Origin of the sequence: Salimicrobium album, assembly GCF_900107115.1 — a bacterium.
Lineage (GTDB): Bacteria > Bacillota > Bacilli > Bacillales > Halobacillaceae > Salimicrobium > Salimicrobium album.
The window spans coordinates 69,753-88,360 of record NZ_FNOS01000003.1 but is presented as its reverse complement, the minus strand read 5'-3'; the positions used below and the strand labels follow the sequence as shown (position 1 = coordinate 88,360).

The following is an 18,608-nucleotide window of genomic DNA, read 5'->3' as shown; positions in this document are numbered from 1 at the left end:
AGGTGAAGAAAATGATCGAACGGTTACAGACATTGGAAGATCGATACGATAAACTGAACGAGCTGCTGAGTGACCCGGAAGTCATCAGCGATACGAAGAAGCTGCGTGAGTACTCGAAGGAGCAGTCCGATCTTTCGGACACGGTCCGCTTCTATCAGGAATACAAAAGTGTGACTTCACAGATAGACGAAACGAAAGAGATGCTTGAAGACGAAACGGATGAGGAAATGAAAGAGATGGCGAAAGAAGAGTTGAGCGAACTCACTTCCCGCAAAGAAGAACTCGAGGAAGAACTGCGCGTTCTTATGCTGCCGAAAGACCCGAACGACAGCAAAAACGTTATTCTTGAAGTACGTGGAGCAGCCGGCGGTGATGAAGCTGCTCTGTTCGCGGGTGATTTGTACCGTATGTATACACGCTACGCAGAAGGAAAAGGGTGGAAAACGGAAGTCATCGATTCCACGGCGAGTGAAGTCGGAGGCTACAAAGAAATTACGTTTATGATCAAGGGAGAAGGAGCGTTCTCCCGCTTCAAGTATGAAAGCGGAGCACACCGCGTACAGCGTGTGCCGGAAACCGAATCCGGAGGCCGCATTCATACGTCGACCGCGACCGTCGTCTGTCTGCCGGAAGCGGAAGATGTCGAAGTGGATATCCACGAAAAAGATATACGCGTGGACACGTTCGCATCAAGCGGTCCGGGCGGTCAGAGTGTCAACACGACGATGTCCGCCGTACGTCTTACCCACGAACCGACGGGTATCATAGCCTCCTGTCAGGACGGAAAGTCCCAGATTAAGAACAAGGAAAAAGCGATGCAGATTCTGCGGGCCCGTATTTACGACAAGTACGAGCGGGAAGCACAGGAAGAGTATGATGAAAGCCGTAAATCGGCTGTCGGTACAGGAGACCGTTCTGAACGGATCCGTACGTACAACTTCCCGCAGACGCGTGTCACCGACCACCGCATCGGTCTCACGCTGCAGAAGCTCGACCAGGTGCTTCAGGGGAACCTCGATCAGATCATCGAACCGCTGCTCATGGAAGAACAGGCGAAGAAGCTTGAAGAGATCGGGCAATAATATGGATACGATGACGATCAGAGAAGCTCTTCACCGGGCTTCTTCTTTTTTACGGGAGTACGGACGAGAGGAGAGAGTAGGGGAACTCCTGCTCGAGTTTTATACGGAGCTCGAAGGTCCGGCTCTTCATCTTGAAGGCGACCGCCCACTCTCCTCAGAAGAGCAGCACTCCTTCATGGAAGCAGTCAGAACCCACGCTCTGACCGGTAAACCGTACCAGCATATCACCGGGGAAGCCCACTTTTATGGCCGGCACTTCACGGTCACCCCTGACGTTCTCATTCCGCGTCAGGAAACGGAGGAGCTGATGGATCTTGTCAGATCCTGTGCAGGGACGGGTGAGCGGATCGCTGATATCGGCACGGGGAGCGGTGTGCTCGCCGTTACGCTTGCTCTGGAAACGGAAGCGGAAGTGTCCGCAACCGATATCTCGCCCGCCGCGCTCGAAATCGCCCGTCAGAATTCGGAGCGTCTCCGGGCAGAGGTCCGCTTCTTTGAAGGGAGTTTTCTTACTCCGCTTGAAGGAGAACATGTGGATATTCTCGTTTCCAATCCGCCTTATATCTCCTGGAGAGAAAAAGAAGAACTGGATACGACGGTCAGGGATTACGATCCGGAACTCGCCCTGTTTGCGGAAGAAGACGGTCTGGCGGCATACGCAGCGATGTGCCGGGAGCTGAAGGAACGCCTCCAAAAACCGCGGCTGGCAGCTTTCGAAATCGGACATACTCAAGGGGAGGCGGTAGCCCGGCTTCTCGGAGAAGCGCTGCCCGGGTACCGTTTACATGTTCATAAAGACCTGAACGGAAAAGATCGCTTCGTCACCGCCTGTCACTAGTTCCCTGAGCCTCTGTCCCTTTTCGGACAGGGGCTTTTTTTTACGGAAGGCATTTCCTCCGGATTGTATTCTGTGGATAAGTGGATAAACCTCCGGTGTTATTTGTGGATAGTGTGTATAAAAAGTTGATAACGTTATTATTATTTGATTTATAGTTGTGTATAACTTCGTTTATTGTGGAAAAAGCTGTGGATGAACGCTATACCACCCGGCGTGCTCATGCTTGCCTGTATCTTCAGCTTTGTCCATAATGGATAGTAGAGAAAACCGGAATAAAGGGGATTAAAAAATGCGTACGAAGATATGGACGATGGAGGAAGGATTGAGCGGAGCGGTAGAGGCTCTGCGCCAGAAAGAAACGGTAGCCTTTCCGACGGAAACGGTGTACGGCCTCGGGGCGGATGCTACGAGTGAAGAAGCGGTAAGTAAAATATTCAAAGCCAAAGGCCGTCCTGCGGACAACCCGCTCATCGTCCACATCGGTGAGCGCAGCCAGCTGAGTGCAATCGCTTCTTCCTGGTCGGAGACGGCCGAGAAGTGCATGGATGCGTTCTGGCCGGGTCCGCTTACTGTCATTGTTCCCTCGAATCATGAGGCGGCACCGAACGTCACGTCGAACCTTGATACGATAGGGGTGCGTATGCCGGATCACCCGGTCGCACTGGAACTGCTGTCGAAAGCAGGAGTGCCTATAGCTGCTCCGAGCGCCAACAGTTCAGGGAAGCCTTCTCCTACGACGGCAGGGCACGTGTATGAAGATTTGAACGGCAAAATCACGGGCATTGTCGATGGTGGTCCGACGGGAGTCGGGGTGGAGTCGACAGTTGTGGACTGTACTTCGGAGGTCCCTGTGATTTTACGTCCAGGCGGAATAACGAAAGAAGATCTGGAGCGAGTATTCGGTGAGGTGCAGGTGGATCCTGCTCTGGAAGGAGCCGGGGACCGGCCGAAATCTCCAGGCATGAAGTATCGTCACTATGCGCCGGATGTACCGCTGTGGCTCGTGGAAGGGGATGACGGGAGGTTCGTCACTGCCCTGAAGTATTACAAAGAGGAAGAGAAAAAGATAGGTGTCATCGCAAGCCGGGAACTGGCACGGAAACTGGATCATGAGCCACTCGTGGAGTGCGGCTCCCGGGAGGACATGGGAGAAGTGGCCGGAGGGCTGTACAGCGCGCTCCGCTCTTTTTCCGATACGGAGATCGACCTTATTTTATGTGAAACGTTCAAAGAAGCGGGGATGGGCACGGCAGTCATGAACCGTCTACGGAAAGCGGCGGACCACACTGTCGTGTGAGGAAGCCGTAACCGCGCAGCCGGAATTTACGAGGAACGGGAGGAGAAATATGATGAATATCTTGTTTGTTTGTACAGGTAATACGTGCAGAAGTCCGATGGCTGAGGCCATTCTGAAAAATAAAACCTCAGGACACGACGTCCGTTCCGCCGGAATGTTCGCCGGCCACGGTTCCCCTGTGTCCCGGGGAGCCATGCAGGTGATGGAAGAAGAAGGAGTAAGTACCGATGGCATTTCCCAGCCTGTATCGCCGGAGCTCCTTTCCTGGGCGGATCTCGTTCTTACGATGACGGAGGGTCACAAACAGACGATCGCCATGCAGTATCAGGGGTATGAAGATAAACTGTTCACCCTGAAGGAATACGTTCTCGTGCCCGAAGAGAAATGGGACCGTCTGAAATCACTGTACAGTCGGGTGGAAGAGAAAAGAAATCAGCTTCGGCAGGAAGAAACAGAAGATGTAAGTGAAAAATGGCAGGAAGCATGTCGTGAAGAGCTCGAAGAAATCGAGGAACTGGAAGATTCTTTTCCGGATGTGAACGTGTCGGATCCGTTCGGAGCGGATGTGGAAATGTACAGGGAAACCTACCGCGAACTGGAGAAGTATATCGACTTGCTTATTGATAAGACCGGCGATAAATAAAGTTCCGGAGAGAGCCGTTCAGGCGGCATGATGCCAAAACCCGAACATTGCCGAAAACAGAAATTAGTAATACAATAAAGGAAAGTTTTATAGGGAAGCGCATGCTTCTCTTTTTTTGAAGAAGGAACAATACACTTTCGCGTGGAGAGGGAGGGACAGCTTTATGAATATACAACAGGATATAACCGCCCTCCTGCAGCAGCTCTCGGACACCGGATATATGACCGGAGGCACGCTCGTGGTCGGATGTTCCACAAGCGAAGTCCACGGCCGTAAAATAGGCACGTCCGGCAGCGGGGAAGTCGCCCGGGACCTGTACACGGAATTTTTACGTTTCAGGGAAAGAACCGGAATGTCGCTTGCCTTTCAGTGCTGTGAGCATCTGAACCGCGCTCTCGTCGTTGAAAGGCAGACGGCTGAGCGCTGCGGGGGCCGTATCGTCGCTGCTGTACCGGTACCGAAAGCAGGAGGGGCGATGGCGGCGCATGCTTACCGCGAGATGGAGGACCCTGTCCTGGTTGAGAGTATGGAAGCGGAAGCCGGTGTGGATATCGGTGAAACGATGATCGGCATGCATTTGAAACATGTCGCCGTACCGCTCCGCCTCGATCAGACCTCAGTAGGAGAAGCGAGGGCCCGGGCTGCCAGAACGAGACCGCCTATGATAGGCGGACCGCGTGCGGAGTACGAATGAAACGAGGCATAGCCAGGAAGAGAAAATAACGAGGGAAAGACGAAAGGGGAATACGAATCGATGAAACAACTGAAATCGCAAGACCCGGAACTGTTTGCATCTATCCAGAAGGAACACCACCGTCAGGACTATAATATCGAACTGATTGCATCCGAAAACTTCACTTCCGAAGCGGTTATGGAAGCGATGGGCTCTGTAATGACGAACAAATATGCCGAAGGATACCCGGGTAAACGCTACTACGGCGGCTGCGAATTCGTCGATGAAGCGGAAAACCTGGCCCGGGACCGGGCGAAAGAGATTTTTAACGCAGAACACGCGAACGTCCAGTCCCACTCCGGTTCCCAGGCGAACATGGCAGTTTATTTCACCGTTTTGAATCCCGGGGATACCGTGCTCGGAATGAATCTGAACCACGGCGGTCACCTGACGCATGGCAGCCCGGTGAACTTCAGCGGCTCCCTCTACAACTTCGAAGAGTACGGGGTGGATAAGGAATCGGAACTGATCGATTATGACGCCGTTCTCGAAAGGGCGAAAGAAGTTCAGCCGAAACTTATCGTTGCAGGAGCAAGTGCCTATCCCCGCGACATCGACTTCGCCCGTTTCCGTGAAATCGCGGACGAAGTAGGCGCGTACCTGCTCGTGGACATGGCACACGTAGCCGGACTTGTGGCAACCGGGCATCATTCCGATCCCGTTCCGCATGCTCACTTTGTAACGACGACTACGCATAAAACTCTTCGCGGTCCACGTGGAGGGATGATCCTCTGCAAGGAGGAATTCGCGAAGAAACTCGACAAAAACGTATTCCCTGGCATGCAGGGCGGCCCGCTGATGCACATCATCGCTGCGAAAGCCGTCGCATTCAAAGAAATTCTCGACAGTTCCTTCAAGGACTACTCGAGCCAGATCATCAGTAATGCGAAGAAACTCGGAGAAGCACTGCAGCAGAATGATATCCGTCTCGTCTCCGGCGGTACGGAGAATCATCTCCTTCTTCTTGACCTGCGCAATAAAGGCCTGACAGGAAAAGTGGCCGAAAAGGCGCTGGACGAAGTAGGTATCACTACGAACAAGAATACGATTCCATTCGATCCGGAGAGCCCGTTCGTGACAAGCGGTATCCGTGTCGGTACGGCAGCCGTAACGACGCGCGGTTTCAAAGAGGAAGAGATGAAGGAGATCGGGGATCTGATCGCATTCACCCTCGATCACCATGAAGAGCCCGGGAAACTGAAAGAAGCGAAGGAACGTGTACGTGCGCTTACGTCCCGCTTCCCGCTTTACCCCTCCCTGGAAAGTGCGGATGAATAATACGAATGAACGAAAAGTCGCTCGCCTGAGAGCGGCTTTTTGTGTGGAAAATCGTAAGTTCTGTAAGCACTTAGACACGGTTTAATTACGAATTTTTAAACCTTTTGTCCCTCGTTGCAAAACAGCTTATTATTCAGTACAATAAGACAGATATGAATAAAATTAACGAAGGAGAGTGCTTCGATGAGTAACGTTTACGTACTGGACCATCCGCTGATCCAGCATAAACTGACGTACATAAGGAAAAAAGAGACGGGAACGAAAGATTTCCGGGAGCTTGTGGACGAAGTGGCTACACTGATGGCGTTTGAAATTACCCGGGATCTTCCGGTCGAGGAAGTGGATATCCAGACTCCGGTCGTCGATGATGCAAAAGCGAAAGTCCTGTCCGGAAAGAAAGTCGGTCTGGTACCTATTCTGCGTGCCGGTCTCGGCATGGTCGACGGGATGGTAAATATGATTCCGGCAGCTAAAATCGGCCACGTGGGACTTTATCGTGATCCGGAAACGTTGAAACCGGTAGAGTACTACGTGAAAATGCCGAGTGATATCAGCGAACGCGAACTCATCGTTCTCGACCCGATGCTTGCTACCGGCGGTTCGGCAATCGAAGCTATTCACTCCCTGAAAAAACGCGGGGCGAAACAGATCCGTCTCATGTGTCTCGTGGCAGCTCCGGAAGGCGTGAGGCTGATGCAGGAAGCCCACCCTGACGTGGATATCTATTTAGCGGCTCTCGATGAGAAGCTTGATGAAAAAGGATACATCGTACCCGGTCTCGGGGACGCAGGCGACCGTCTGTACGGAACGAAGTAGGAAGTGGCTATGTCACGTCCGATTAAAGTGCTGACAGTGTTCGGAACGAGACCGGAGGCTATTAAAATGGCTCCTCTCGTTCTTGAATTGAAAAAGCGGAGCAATGATTTCGAAACGTCAGTGGCCGTCACGGCCCAGCACCGGGAAATGCTCGACCAGGTACTGTCGATCTTCGATATCAGACCCGACTACGATTTGAACGTCATGAAAAAGAAACAGACGCTTGCCCACGTTACCACCGGTGCGATGGAGGGGCTGGATGAAGTGATGAAGGAGGCAGCTCCGGATATCATACTTGTCCACGGAGATACGACGACGACGTTCGTCGCCTCCCTTACCGGATTTTACAATCAGATTCCGGTGGCACACGTGGAGGCGGGACTCCGGACTTGGGATAAAAAGACCCCTTTTCCCGAGGAGATGAACCGTCAGCTGACCGGGGTGCTCGCCGATCTCCACTTTGCCCCCACCAATCAGGCAAGGGACAATCTGCTTCTTGAAAACAAAAGGGAAGATCAGATTTTCGTCACCGGAAACACGGCGATTGATTCCCTTAAAACGACGGTGGATGAGGCGTATTCCAGTAAAGTGTTCGATTCGCTGGAAGGACGTCGCCTCGTACTTATGACTGCCCACCGGCGCGAGAATCTCGGTATGAATATGAAAAGAATGTTCAGGGCTGTGAAGCGGATCGTTGAGACTCATAAGGACGTGGTAGTCGTATACCCGGTTCACCTGAATCCGGAAGTACAGGAAACCGCAGAAGATATTCTCGGAGGCTGGGAGAGGGTCAAGTTGATCTCTCCGCTCGACGTCATTGATTTTCATAATTTCGCCTCCCGGGCCCATCTTATCCTTACCGATTCCGGCGGCGTGCAGGAGGAAGCCCCTTCTCTCGGCGTCCCTGTACTGGTCCTCCGTGATACTACGGAACGTCCGGAGGGGATAGATGCGGGCACGATAAAACTGGCCGGGACGGACGAGGAAAACATATTCAGACTGGCCGATGAGTTACTTTCGGACCCGGAGGCCTATGCAAAAATGTCAGGAGCCTCCAATCCGTACGGGGATGGCCAGGCGTCTGCCCGTATCGCGGAAGGACTCCGGTATTTCTTCGGAAAGACCGACAGAAAACCGGCCCCGTTCGAAATCGAATGAAAGCCGTCTGACCCCGGGACAGGTTCGGGTGTTTATCTCTGATCCCCCCTGTTGCAGGAGGGATGACCCCTTATGGAACAAACGTTTGCACACCCTTTTAAATTTCCTTGCTGAAATGTGGCAGAAATGTGAAAAAAACCGGGTTTATTGTTTACACTTTTATTCCACAAATTATTGACACTACAACAGTGCTAATGTAATCTTACATAGTGTGGAATGATAAGGTTTTCATGCAAAGAAAAGCTTGCACACAAAGGGAACGGGTGAGACGGTGTATGGGAAAATCGAACGGTTCGTTCCGGACAATCGGTCTTGTCAGCGCCATATCATCACAGCTGGCAGGAGGCATCCTCGTCGGTATCTATGCCGGCAAATGGGTGGACGGACAGTTCGGGAGTGACCCGCTGTTTCTGATTCTCGGTCTCCTGACCGGTCTTTCAGCAGGTACATACGGAACGATTCATTTAGTAAGGAAGTACACGGGGGACGATTAACTTGAAAGACTTTGATGTTATGGCGACCCGTCAACGTAAATGGATGTTCTACCTTCTCGCACTATTGGTTCTCGCCTATGGACTTACTCCATGGAAAGCATTTTTCCTCGGGACACTTCTCGGCACCGTACTCAGCTTCTACAATCTGTGGTTGATGCAGCGCAAGATGAAGCAGCTCGGGGAAACAGTAGCCGCCAATAAGTCGATGAAGGGGATCGGCACGTTCACGAGACTTGCGAGCGGAGCGCTCGCCGTCGTTGTCGCCCTTCAATTCGAAGAATACTTCCATTTAATTGGCGTAGTATCGGGCCTGATGACAGCTACGGTTGTCATTTTTATAGATGCCTTCATTAATTCTAGCAAGGATAGTAAGATGGAAGAGAGGTGAAGAGATTGGATCACGAAGCACCAATGTGGAATGAAGCGTTTGGCATACCATGGTTAACTTTTAACCTGTCGAACGTCCTCATGATGTTTGTCGCGTCTCTCATAGTCTTTATTGTGTGCGTTGCAGCAACAAGGAATCTGCAGCGACACCCGAAAGGCATGCAGAATGTGATTGAGTGGACCGTCGATTTTATAAAGAATATCATCGGTACCAACATGGACTGGCGAACAGGAAAGATGTTTCTGCCGCTTGGTTTAACGTTATTCCTCTACATATTTGTCTCAAACATGCTGGGGGTTATCGTTACCGGAACTGTCGGACACACGTTATGGTGGAAGTCACCGACTGCAGATCCTCTGATAACGATGACATTAGCTGTCATGGTAGTGGTGCTTACCCACTACTACGGGATCAAACTGAAGGGATCCAAAGAGTACGCAAAGGATTATGTACGTCCGTTGCCGTTCCTCCTGCCCTTCAATATCATTGAAGAATTTTCGAACACTTTGACGCTCGGTCTGCGTCTTTACGGGAACATTTACGCAGGCGAGATTCTTATCAGCCTGCTTCTGGGACTGGCATCAAGCGGTTTCTTCGGTTTCCTTGGAGCGTCAGTGCCGATGGTCGCCTGGATGGGTTTCAGTACATTCATCGGTTTTATCCAGGCATTCATTTTCGTTATGTTGACGATGGTTTATATGTCTCACAAAGTGAGCGAAGACCATTAACATATTTTTTTGAAACAAATAATCATTAATAAAATATTTGGGGAGGATTTACATTATGAATCTTTTAGCAGCAGCTATCGCAGTAGGACTGGCAGCACTTGGTGCCGGTATTGGTAACGGTTTGATCGTAAGTCGTACGGTAGAAGGAATTGCACGTCAGCCGGAGCTTCGCAGTGCCCTTCAGACAACAATGTTCATTGGTGTGGCTCTGGTTGAAGCGGTTCCGATCATCGGTGTTGTAATCGCGTTTATCGTAATCGGCGGCTAATGTCGTCCATCTGAACAGGGCGGAGTCTATCTTCGCCTTTCTTATATCTGTTTGGTACCCGGTAAGAACATGTAGGAAACGATATATTTCTGGCACTAGCGCTTGTACCTGACGCCTTTTTAAGCCGACGGTTAATCGGGGAACGGGCCGGGTGTCGGCGCTATTCTTATGTATGTTTAGGTATGTTGAGGAAAGAAAGGAGTGAGAGCTGTGTACGGGTTGACTGATAACCTGATTGTTCAGGCAAGTGGTTTTGCATTCGGAGATGCGATTATCCAGTTATTCTTCTTCATCATTTTGCTGGCACTGTTGCGCAAATTTGCGTGGGGCCCGCTCATGAATATGATGAAAGAACGGGAAGATTACGTTTCCGGTGAGATAGAAACAGCGGAGAAAAGCCGTGAAGAAGCAGCACGCCTTCAGCGTGAAGCCTCCGAAGAATTGAAACAGACGCGTCAGGATGCACAGAAGATCATCGAAGATGCGCGTCAGACGGCTACAAAACAGGAGAAAGATATTATCGCTTCTGCAAGAAACGAGTCCGACCGTATGAAAGAATCGGCACGACAGGAAATCGAGCAGGAGAAAGAAAAAGCTGTACAGCAGCTTAAAGATCAAGTCGCTTCCATGTCCGTCATGATTGCATCGAAAGTTATCGAAAAAGAACTGTCCGAAGAGGATCAGAAACAGCTTATCGAACAATACGTGAATGAACAGGGAGAAGAGCGATGAGCGAGACAGTCGTAGCAAAAAGATACGCAGATGCCCTCTTTGAGCTCGGACAGGAAAAATCGAAACTTGATGTTTTTCAGGAAGAAATGAACATATTGAAAAAAGTGGCGCGCGAGAACCCTTCGTTAGAAAATGTTCTCAAGCATCCACGCATTCCGGCCGACCGTAAGAAGGAAGTCATGACGAACAGCTTCAAAGGTTTCTCCGAAGAAGTGCTTCACACGCTTCACCTTCTTATCGACCGTCACCGTACGGACCTTATGGTTCCGCTTGCGGACCGTTTCCTTGTCAGGGTGAACGATTACCAGGGCGTGCAGGAAGCTGTCGTTTACACAGTAAGGGAAATGTCGGAGGATGAGAAACAGCGTTTGTCCAGAACGTTTGCACCGAAAGTAGGAAAGGATTCCCTTATTATCGATAACCGCGTGGATCCGGATCTTCTCGGTGGAATGCGTATACGTATCGGGAACCGGATTTTCGACGGATCCCTCCGTGGCAAACTCGATCAAATGGAACGTAAGCTGCTCTCAGCGAACAATAGAGGATAGGGGTGAAACCGCATGAGCATCAATGCTGAAGAAATCAGTAGTCTGATTAAACAACAGATTGAAAATTATGAAGCAGACATGGAAGTTACCGATGTCGGTACCGTCATTGAAGTCGGAGACGGCATCGCCCGTGCTCATGGCTTGGATAACGTCATGGCCGGGGAACTCGTTGAATTCTCAAACGGTGTTATGGGACTTGCACAGAACCTGGAAGAAAGTAACGTCGGTCTCGTTATATTGGGACCGTTCACAGATATCAAAGAAGGCGACGAAGTCCGTCGTACCGGCCGCATCATGCAGGTACCGGTAGGCGAGGAACTTCTTGGCCGCGTCGTCAACCCGCTCGGACAGCCGGTTGACGGCCTCGGGAACATCGAAACGACGAAAACCCGTCCGATCGAATCTCCGGCTCCAGGCGTTATGGACCGTAAGTCCGTGGAAGAGCCGCTTCAGACCGGTATTAAGGCGATCGACGCACTTGTACCGATCGGCCGTGGCCAGCGTGAGCTGATCATCGGAGACCGTCAGACCGGTAAAACGTCTGTAGCACTGGATACGATTCTGAACCAGCACGACCAGGACATGATCTGTATCTACGTCGCCATCGGTCAGAAAGAATCGACTGTCCGCAGTACTGTAGAAACACTCCGCCGTCGCGGAGCACTTGATTATACGATCGTCGTGACCGCCAGTGCTTCCCAGCCGGCACCACTTCTTTACCTGGCGCCATACTCCGGTGTATCCATGGGAGAAGAATTCATGCATAACGGAAAACACGTACTCGTCGTGTACGATGACCTGTCGAAACAGGCGTCCGCTTATCGTGAACTCTCCCTTCTCCTTCGTCGTCCGCCAGGCCGTGAAGCATTCCCGGGAGACGTATTCTACCTTCACTCCCGTCTTCTTGAGCGTGCGGCAAAACTGAGTGACGCCAAAGGCGGAGGCTCGCTTACCGCACTTCCATTCGTCGAAACACAGGCCGGAGACATTTCCGCCTACATTCCGACGAACGTCATCTCGATTACGGATGGTCAGATCTTCCTGCAGTCCGACCTGTTCTTCTCCGGTGTACGACCGGCGATCAACCCGGGTCTATCCGTATCCCGTGTAGGTGGTTCCGCCCAGCTTAAAGCTATGAAGAAAGTGGCCGGTACACTTCGTTTGGACCTTGCTTCCTTCCGTGAGCTTGAGGCATTCGCCCAGTTCGGTTCGGATCTGGACAAAGCGACACAGGCGAAACTGAATCGCGGGGCACGCACGGTGGAAGTTCTGAAACAGGGACTGCACCAGCCTATATCCGTCGAGAAACAGGTAATGATCATTTATGCTCTTACAAAAGGGTACATTGATGACATTCCGACTGAAGAAGTAACCCGTTTCGAGCGTGAGTTCCACGACTGGCTCGATAACAACCGTAAAGATCTTCTTCAAAAAATCCGCGAAACAGGCAAACTTCAGGACGATGAAGTGATGGCCGAAGCGGTTACTGAATTCAAGAAAACCTTCGTAGTTGCCGAATAAACAGTAAGGATTCAGAAAACCTTCGTCTTAAAAAAGGAAGGAAGACCGCAACACACTTCCTTCCTGCACGGACGGACAGAGTTTTTAAGAAAGGGTGGTGAATCAGCTTGGCATCCCTTAGAGAGATTAAAGGTCGTATTAGTTCCACGAAAAAAACGAAACAGATCACGAAAGCGATGCAGATGGTTTCAGCTTCCAAACTGAACCGTGCGGAAGAGAACGCAAAATCCTTCGTACCGTACAGTGAGAAAATCCAGGAAGTCGTCGCCAGTATCGCTCAAGGGGGAGGAGATGCATCCCACCCGATGCTTGAGGAGCGGGAAGTGAAACGTAGAGGCTACGTTATCGTCACTTCGGATCGCGGTCTTGCAGGAGCATACAACGCAAGTATTCTGCGGAAAGCTTATCAGGACATCTGGAACAATCATACCTCTGCCGACGAGTACAGAATCATAGCCATCGGCCGGATCGGCCGGGACTTTTTCCGGAAACGGAATATGGCAGTGGATAAAGAAATCACCGGTGTGGCCGACCAGCCTGACTTTGAAGATATCAAAGAACTGGCCTCCGAAACGGTCGATCTTTTCACCGAAGAAGACATCGATGAACTTTACGTCTACTACAGCCACTACGTCAGTGCGATTACCCAGGAAGTGAAGAAGACGAAAGTACTTCCGCTCAACGATATCTCTGCTGAGCAGGCAACGAAATCATCGTCTGCTTCCTACGAATATGAACCGAACCAGGAAGAAATTTTGTCAGTGCTTCTGCCGCAGTATGCGGAAAGTCTGATTTACGGAGCACTTATAGACAGTAAGGCCAGTGAACATGCTGCACGTATGACGGCAATGAAAAGTGCGACCGACAACGCCGACGATCTTATCGACGACTTGTCACTCACGTATAACCGTGCCCGTCAGGCAGCAATCACACAGGAAATCACCGAAATTGTCGGTGGTGCATCCGCCCTCGAATAGTAAGACGGGGGAGAAGTTAAGTTAGGAGGGAATAGCAGATGAGTGTTGGACGCATAACACAGGTTATGGGACCGGTCGTAGACGTCACTTTCGACGATGGCCAACTCCCTGATATTAACAACGCTCTCGTTGTGGAACGGGATGGCAGCGAAGATTTGACATTCGAAGTAGCTCTTCACCTCGGTGACAATGCTGTTCGTACCATTTCCATGGGCTCGACAGACGGAGTGCAGCGAGGACTTGAAGTGAAAGATACAGGCGGTGCAATCAACGTACCAGTAGGGGACGTAACGCTTGGCCGCGTATTCAACGTACTTGGTAACAACATCGACCTCGACGAACCGCTTGCGAGTGACGTTCGCCGGGAACCGATTCACAGACTGGCGCCTACGTTTGAACATCTGGCGACAGAAACAGAGATTCTTGAAACGGGTATTAAAGTCGTAGACCTGCTCGCCCCTTACGTAAAAGGTGGTAAAATCGGTCTCTTCGGCGGTGCCGGCGTAGGGAAAACAGTACTTATCCAGGAACTGATCAACAACATCGCACAGGAGCACGGAGGTATTTCCGTATTCGCAGGTGTAGGGGAGCGTACCCGTGAAGGGAACGACCTTTACTACGAAATGAAAGACTCCGGTGTTATCTCGAAGACAGCGATGGTGTTCGGACAGATGAACGAACCGCCTGGCGCCCGTATGCGTGTCGCGCTTACAGGACTTACGATGGCTGAGCACTTCCGTGATGAACAGGGGCAGGACGTACTGCTGTTTATTGATAACATTTTCCGTTTTACCCAAGGAGGTCTGGAAGTTTCCGCCCTGCTTGGACGTATGCCTTCCGCTGTTGGTTACCAGCCGACTCTGGCAACGGAAATGGGTCAGCTTCAGGAGAGAATCACGTCCACGGACAAAGGTTCCGTAACATCGATCCAGGCAATCTACGTACCTGCCGATGACTATACAGACCCGGCTCCTGCGACGACGTTCGCCCACCTCGATGCGACGACGAACCTGGAACGTAAGTTGTCCGAGCAGGGTATTTATCCTGCCGTGGACCCGCTTGCTTCCACGTCCCGTGCCCTTGACGCAGATATCGTGGGAGAAGAGCATTACAACGTTGCGCGTGAGGTGCAGCAGACGCTGCAGAAATACAATGAACTTCAGGATATCATCGCCATTCTCGGTATGGATGAACTTTCGGATGAGGATAAACTCACGGTTTCCCGTGCACGCCGCATTCAGTTCTTCCTTTCCCAGAACTTCCACGTTGCCGAACAGTTCACCGGTCAGAAAGGGTCCTACGTTCCTGTATCGGAAGCTGTGAAAGGGTTCAAAGAAATCCTTTCCGGTAAACACGACGATATTCCGGAAGACGCCTTCCGTCTTGTCGGCCGTATTGAGGACGTTGTAGAAAAAGCGAAGAACATGGAGTAAGTACAGGAAGGATGACAGGTGTCTCTTAAGCAGGCACTTGTTATTCCATTGCCGAAGGAGGTAGATCCATGAGCACACTAACAGTGAGTGTTGTTACTCCTGACGGCCCGGTATTAGAGGAAGATTTCAATATGGTCAGTGCCAAGGCGGAAAGCGGTGAACTCGGTATTTTGCCCGGTCACATCCCAATGGTAGCTCCGCTTACGATAAGCGCGGTGCGACTGAAAGGGGACGGCGATTCCCGGAGAATAGCTGTAAGCGGCGGATTTCTTGAAGTTCGTCCCGACAAAGTAACGATCTTGGCGCAGTCGGCAGAACTTCCCTCGGATATCGATGTGGAACGTGCCCGAAAAGCGAAAGAACGTGCGGAACGCCGCCTGAAAGAAAAACAGGACGATATTGATTTTCGACGGGCAGAACTGGCACTTAAACGGGCAATGAACCGTCTGGATGTATACAATAATAATTTTTAAACTGCTTTCCCGAGGGAGAGCAGTTTTTTTTGTTGCAACTTCTCTTCACATCCTCTAAGCTAATGAAATGACCGTGACCGTGTGGAACGGGGATTCTCTCCTCATCAATGCGGAAAGAAAAACATACACCCCCAAGAAAGAGCGGGTACGTCCCGAAATGATTTACTATTTCCCGGGAAATGTCGAAGGAGGAAATTTACGATGGAAGATGTGTTTGTCCAGGAAGCACTGATGAGTATGACTTCTCACCTTATTTTTATAGTAATCAGCTGGTACGCTCTCCAGTCGCTGAATCTGGATGGATTGTTCCGGAAGGGGAAAGTGTTCGAAGCCAGAATACTGGTGATATTTCTTACGATTGCAATAGGAACGACCGTGAGCAGATTCTTCCTGGATTTTCTTTCGTGGTCGAATAGTCTCACTTATCTGTTTTGACAGAAAAGCGTTTATCAGAAAAACATGTAGGGAAACTGTTTATTAAACAACATTTAAAGGAAAAAGCAATTTTTACATCCCATCGCCAAATATCCCACTTTTAGCCCTTGCGCTTTTGTTGACAGTGGTGATACGATTAGTGTTGTTTTGTTTGTGTGAAAAAGGTCACTAATGTGAATTGAAGAAACTTTTGATGAAAATTGGAACTGTAATTAATGATGGGTGAATATGATAACTAAGAATCTCGACGCAGAGGAGAATGTATGGTGGAAAAAATCATCGTCCGCGGTGGCGGCAAACTGAACGGTAGTGTAAAAGTAGAAGGTGCCAAGAACGCCGTGTTGCCTGTGATCGCAGCAAGTATTATTGCAAGTGAAGGAAAAAGTGTATTGCATGAAGTCCCTGAGTTGGCGGATGTAACGACGATTAATCAGGTCATCTCTCACATGAATGCCGAAGTGAGAACTTCCGGAAATACGGTGACAGTGGATGCGTCCCAGCCGCTTAAGACGGAAGCTCCTTTCGAATACGTGCGTAAAATGCGCGCTTCCGTACTCGTACTCGGCCCGCTCCTTGCCCGCTACGGGCACGCTAAAGTAGCTCTCCCCGGCGGATGTGCCATCGGGTCACGCCCGATCGATCAGCATCTGAAAGGTTTTGAAGCTATGGGCGCCGAGGTGACGGTCGGAGACGGCTATATCGAAGCGAACACAAACGGCCGTCTGAAAGGCGCGAAGATTTATATGGATTTCCCGAGTGTCGGTGCCACTGAGAATCTCGTAATGGCAGCAGCTCTCGCGGATGGAAAGACCGTAATTGAGAACGCAGCGAAAGAACCGGAAATCGTCGACCTGGCCAACTACCTGAACAAGATGGGGGCCAACATCGTCGGAGCCGGAACGGAAACGATAAAAATCGACGGGGTCGAAAAACTCCACGGTGCGGAACATACGATTATCCCGGACCGCGTCGAAGCGGGGACTTTCATGGTCGCAGCGGCCGTCACGGGCGGAAACATTCTGCTTGAGCGTGCGGAAGCGGAGCATTTGAGAGCCGTTATTTCAAAACTTGAGGAAATGGGCGTATCTGTCGAAGAAGAAGGCGACGGTCTACGTGTCATTGGACCGGAACAGCTGAAAGCGACAGATATCAAAACGATGCCGCACCCCGGTTTCCCGACAGACATGCAGTCGCAGATGATGGCGGCCATGCTGAGGGCGGAAGGTACGAGTGTCATTACGGAGACGGTATTCGAGAATCGTTTCATGCACGTGGAAGAATTCCGCCGTATGAACGCTAAACTGCGGATTGAAGGCAGAAGTGTCATCGTTGATGGCCCTTCGAACCTGCAGGGAGCGGAAGTCGAAGCGACCGACCTTCGTGCCGGAGCAGCACTCATACTCGCAGGACTCGTTGCCGAAGGTGCCACCCGTGTAACGGAGCTTCGTCACATCGACCGCGGTTACGTTGATTTAGCAGGAAAACTCGCAAGTCTCGGAGCAGATATAGAACGTGTTGCTGTCCCAAAGTCTGAGCCTCAGGAATCATTATCAACATCATAATTCATAACAAATCTGAAGCATCGCCCCCGTGGCGGTGCTTTTTTTCGATAATCTGCGGGTGGACGTTTATTTTTTTGGAAAAATAAGACGAAATTCTTTATATTATGATAAAATAATGGAATAGATGCGTTCTTAATATCATATAAACAGTCGCTCGGTTAGGATGGTTGTTCAGTATGGCAAGACTGGGAGGTTCTTCACTCATGTTTGCTGAGGAGATAGGGGTGGATCTGGGTACTGCCAATGCAGTGATATATGTGAAAGGAAAAGGGATTCTGCTTGAAGAACCTTCTGCAGTTGCGGTGGACCGGAGAAAGGATGCCGTAATCGCAGTAGGTGAACCCGCACAGCGGATGCTCGGCCGTTCGCCGGAGCATATTGAAGTGATTCATCCTCTCCGGGAAGGGGTCATTGCAGATTTTGACACAACCGAAAAAATGCTCAGATATTTTCTCGAAAAAATAAAAGTTCAGCGTCTGTTAAGCAAACCCGGCGTGCTCATCTGTCATCCGGCCGATATAACGGAAATAGAGAAGAAAGCCCTGCTGGAAGCGGCAGAAAAAGCCGGCGGGAAGAAGATCGAGCTGGCCGAAGAGCCGAAAGTGGCAGCCCTTTGCGCCGGAATAGATATTTTTCAGCCCGATGGCAACATGATCGTCGATATTGGAGGAGGAACGACCGGGGTCGCCGTGCTTTCCATGGGAGAAATTGTGTCGGCCCGTCTGATCAGAGGAGCGGGGGATAAATTCAGCACCGATCTCACTACGTACATAAACAAACGATACGCTCTTCAGACAGGGGAGCATACAATCGAAAAAGTGAAGAAAAATATTGCTATAAACGCGGACGCCGGTGAGAGCGATAATATACAGGTGGAAGGTCTTGATAACATCACCGGACTGCCCCGGGTCATTACGGTCACTTCCGGTGAACTGACAGAAGCTCTCGAAGAGTCGCTCGGGATGATTACACGCACGATAAAAGCCGTTCTGGAAGATACACCTCCGGAGCTGACGACTGACGTAAAAGAACGCGGCATCGTTCTGACGGGGGGAGGAGCTCTGATGAAAGGACTCGGGATCCGGTTTCGGGAAGAACTTAATATGCCCGTATTTGTCTCTGAAGATCCGCTCCATAGCGCAGCAAAAGGCGCCGGAATGATGCTTGAGGGTAATTTCAGAAGAAATAGAAGGACGTAAACTTA

Annotated in this window: 21 protein-coding genes; all 21 read left to right on the top strand. The window is 50.8% G+C overall.

The window, feature by feature from the left end; translation table 11 throughout:
* Positions 1-11: 11 nt before the first annotated feature.
* Positions 12-1,082: a peptide chain release factor 1 gene (gene prfA, locus BLU03_RS06550; RefSeq protein ID WP_076571667.1), complete on the top strand. Its 1,071-nt coding sequence runs from the start codon at positions 12-14 to the stop codon at positions 1,080-1,082.
* Entirely contained in the window at positions 1,063-1,920 is an 858-nt protein-coding gene (prmC, locus tag BLU03_RS06545) for a peptide chain release factor N(5)-glutamine methyltransferase (RefSeq protein ID WP_245698752.1), read from the top strand. The genes prfA and prmC overlap by 20 nt, the downstream gene beginning before the upstream one ends.
* Before the next feature lie 289 nt (positions 1,921-2,209).
* Positions 2,210-3,217 carry an L-threonylcarbamoyladenylate synthase gene (locus BLU03_RS06540; protein ID WP_093106523.1) on the top strand — a complete coding sequence of 336 codons (1,008 nt, stop codon included), beginning with the start codon at positions 2,210-2,212 and terminating at the stop codon, positions 3,215-3,217.
* A gap of 49 nt (positions 3,218-3,266) precedes the next feature.
* Complete coding sequence (locus BLU03_RS06535; RefSeq protein ID WP_233129701.1) at positions 3,267-3,860, top strand: low molecular weight protein arginine phosphatase; 594 nt, start codon at positions 3,267-3,269, stop codon at positions 3,858-3,860.
* 163 nt (positions 3,861-4,023) lie between these two features.
* Positions 4,024-4,554: a TIGR01440 family protein gene (locus BLU03_RS06530; RefSeq protein ID WP_008590478.1), complete on the top strand. Its 531-nt coding sequence runs from the start codon at positions 4,024-4,026 to the stop codon at positions 4,552-4,554.
* 60 nt (positions 4,555-4,614) lie between these two features.
* Positions 4,615-5,871 carry a serine hydroxymethyltransferase gene (locus BLU03_RS06525; protein ID WP_008590476.1) on the top strand — a complete coding sequence of 419 codons (1,257 nt, stop codon included), beginning with the start codon at positions 4,615-4,617 and terminating at the stop codon, positions 5,869-5,871.
* A 183-nt stretch (positions 5,872-6,054) separates the two neighbouring features.
* Entirely contained in the window at positions 6,055-6,687 is a 633-nt protein-coding gene (gene upp / locus BLU03_RS06520) for a uracil phosphoribosyltransferase (protein WP_008590474.1), read from the top strand.
* Positions 6,688-6,696: 9 nt separating this feature from the next.
* Positions 6,697-7,845 (top strand): non-hydrolyzing UDP-N-acetylglucosamine 2-epimerase, encoded by a 1,149-nt coding sequence (gene wecB / locus BLU03_RS06515; RefSeq protein WP_008590471.1) that lies wholly within the window; start codon positions 6,697-6,699, stop codon positions 7,843-7,845.
* A gap of 275 nt (positions 7,846-8,120) precedes the next feature.
* Positions 8,121-8,339, top strand: coding sequence for an AtpZ/AtpI family protein (locus BLU03_RS06510; protein WP_008590469.1), 219 nt, complete (start codon positions 8,121-8,123; stop codon positions 8,337-8,339).
* Between the two features lies 1 nt (position 8,340).
* Entirely contained in the window at positions 8,341-8,727 is a 387-nt protein-coding gene (locus BLU03_RS06505; RefSeq protein WP_008590468.1) for an ATP synthase subunit I, read from the top strand.
* Positions 8,728-8,732: 5 nt separating this feature from the next.
* Positions 8,733-9,455 (top strand): F0F1 ATP synthase subunit A, encoded by a 723-nt coding sequence (gene atpB, locus BLU03_RS06500; protein WP_008590467.1) that lies wholly within the window; start codon positions 8,733-8,735, stop codon positions 9,453-9,455.
* A gap of 55 nt (positions 9,456-9,510) precedes the next feature.
* Positions 9,511-9,723, top strand: coding sequence for a F0F1 ATP synthase subunit C (atpE, locus tag BLU03_RS06495; protein WP_008590466.1), 213 nt, complete (start codon positions 9,511-9,513; stop codon positions 9,721-9,723).
* Positions 9,724-9,933: 210 nt separating this feature from the next.
* Positions 9,934-10,455, top strand: coding sequence for a F0F1 ATP synthase subunit B (atpF, locus tag BLU03_RS06490; RefSeq protein ID WP_076571677.1), 522 nt, complete (start codon positions 9,934-9,936; stop codon positions 10,453-10,455).
* Complete coding sequence (locus BLU03_RS06485; protein ID WP_093106520.1) at positions 10,452-11,003, top strand: F0F1 ATP synthase subunit delta; 552 nt, start codon at positions 10,452-10,454, stop codon at positions 11,001-11,003. Before atpF ends, BLU03_RS06485 begins: the two co-directional genes overlap by 4 nt.
* A gap of 12 nt (positions 11,004-11,015) precedes the next feature.
* Positions 11,016-12,524, top strand: a complete 1,509-nt coding sequence (gene atpA, locus BLU03_RS06480) for a F0F1 ATP synthase subunit alpha (protein WP_076571680.1) — start codon at positions 11,016-11,018, stop codon at positions 12,522-12,524.
* Between the two features lie 107 nt (positions 12,525-12,631).
* On the top strand, positions 12,632-13,501 hold the full coding sequence (locus tag BLU03_RS06475; protein ID WP_008590460.1) for a F0F1 ATP synthase subunit gamma: 870 nt from the start codon (positions 12,632-12,634) through the stop codon (positions 13,499-13,501).
* A gap of 38 nt (positions 13,502-13,539) precedes the next feature.
* Positions 13,540-14,934: a F0F1 ATP synthase subunit beta gene (gene atpD / locus BLU03_RS06470; protein ID WP_008590458.1), complete on the top strand. Its 1,395-nt coding sequence runs from the start codon at positions 13,540-13,542 to the stop codon at positions 14,932-14,934.
* A 68-nt stretch (positions 14,935-15,002) separates the two neighbouring features.
* On the top strand, positions 15,003-15,407 hold the full coding sequence (locus BLU03_RS06465) for a F0F1 ATP synthase subunit epsilon (RefSeq protein ID WP_008590457.1): 405 nt from the start codon (positions 15,003-15,005) through the stop codon (positions 15,405-15,407).
* Between the two features lie 201 nt (positions 15,408-15,608).
* Entirely contained in the window at positions 15,609-15,842 is a 234-nt protein-coding gene (locus BLU03_RS06460) for a DUF1146 family protein (protein WP_008590456.1), read from the top strand.
* 266 nt (positions 15,843-16,108) lie between these two features.
* Positions 16,109-17,404 (top strand): UDP-N-acetylglucosamine 1-carboxyvinyltransferase, encoded by a 1,296-nt coding sequence (gene murA, locus BLU03_RS06455; RefSeq protein WP_076571804.1) that lies wholly within the window; start codon positions 16,109-16,111, stop codon positions 17,402-17,404.
* Between the two features lie 203 nt (positions 17,405-17,607).
* Positions 17,608-18,603 carry a rod shape-determining protein gene (gene mreB, locus BLU03_RS06450; protein ID WP_093106518.1) on the top strand — a complete coding sequence of 332 codons (996 nt, stop codon included), beginning with the start codon at positions 17,608-17,610 and terminating at the stop codon, positions 18,601-18,603.
* The last annotated feature ends 5 nt before the right edge of the window (positions 18,604-18,608 follow it).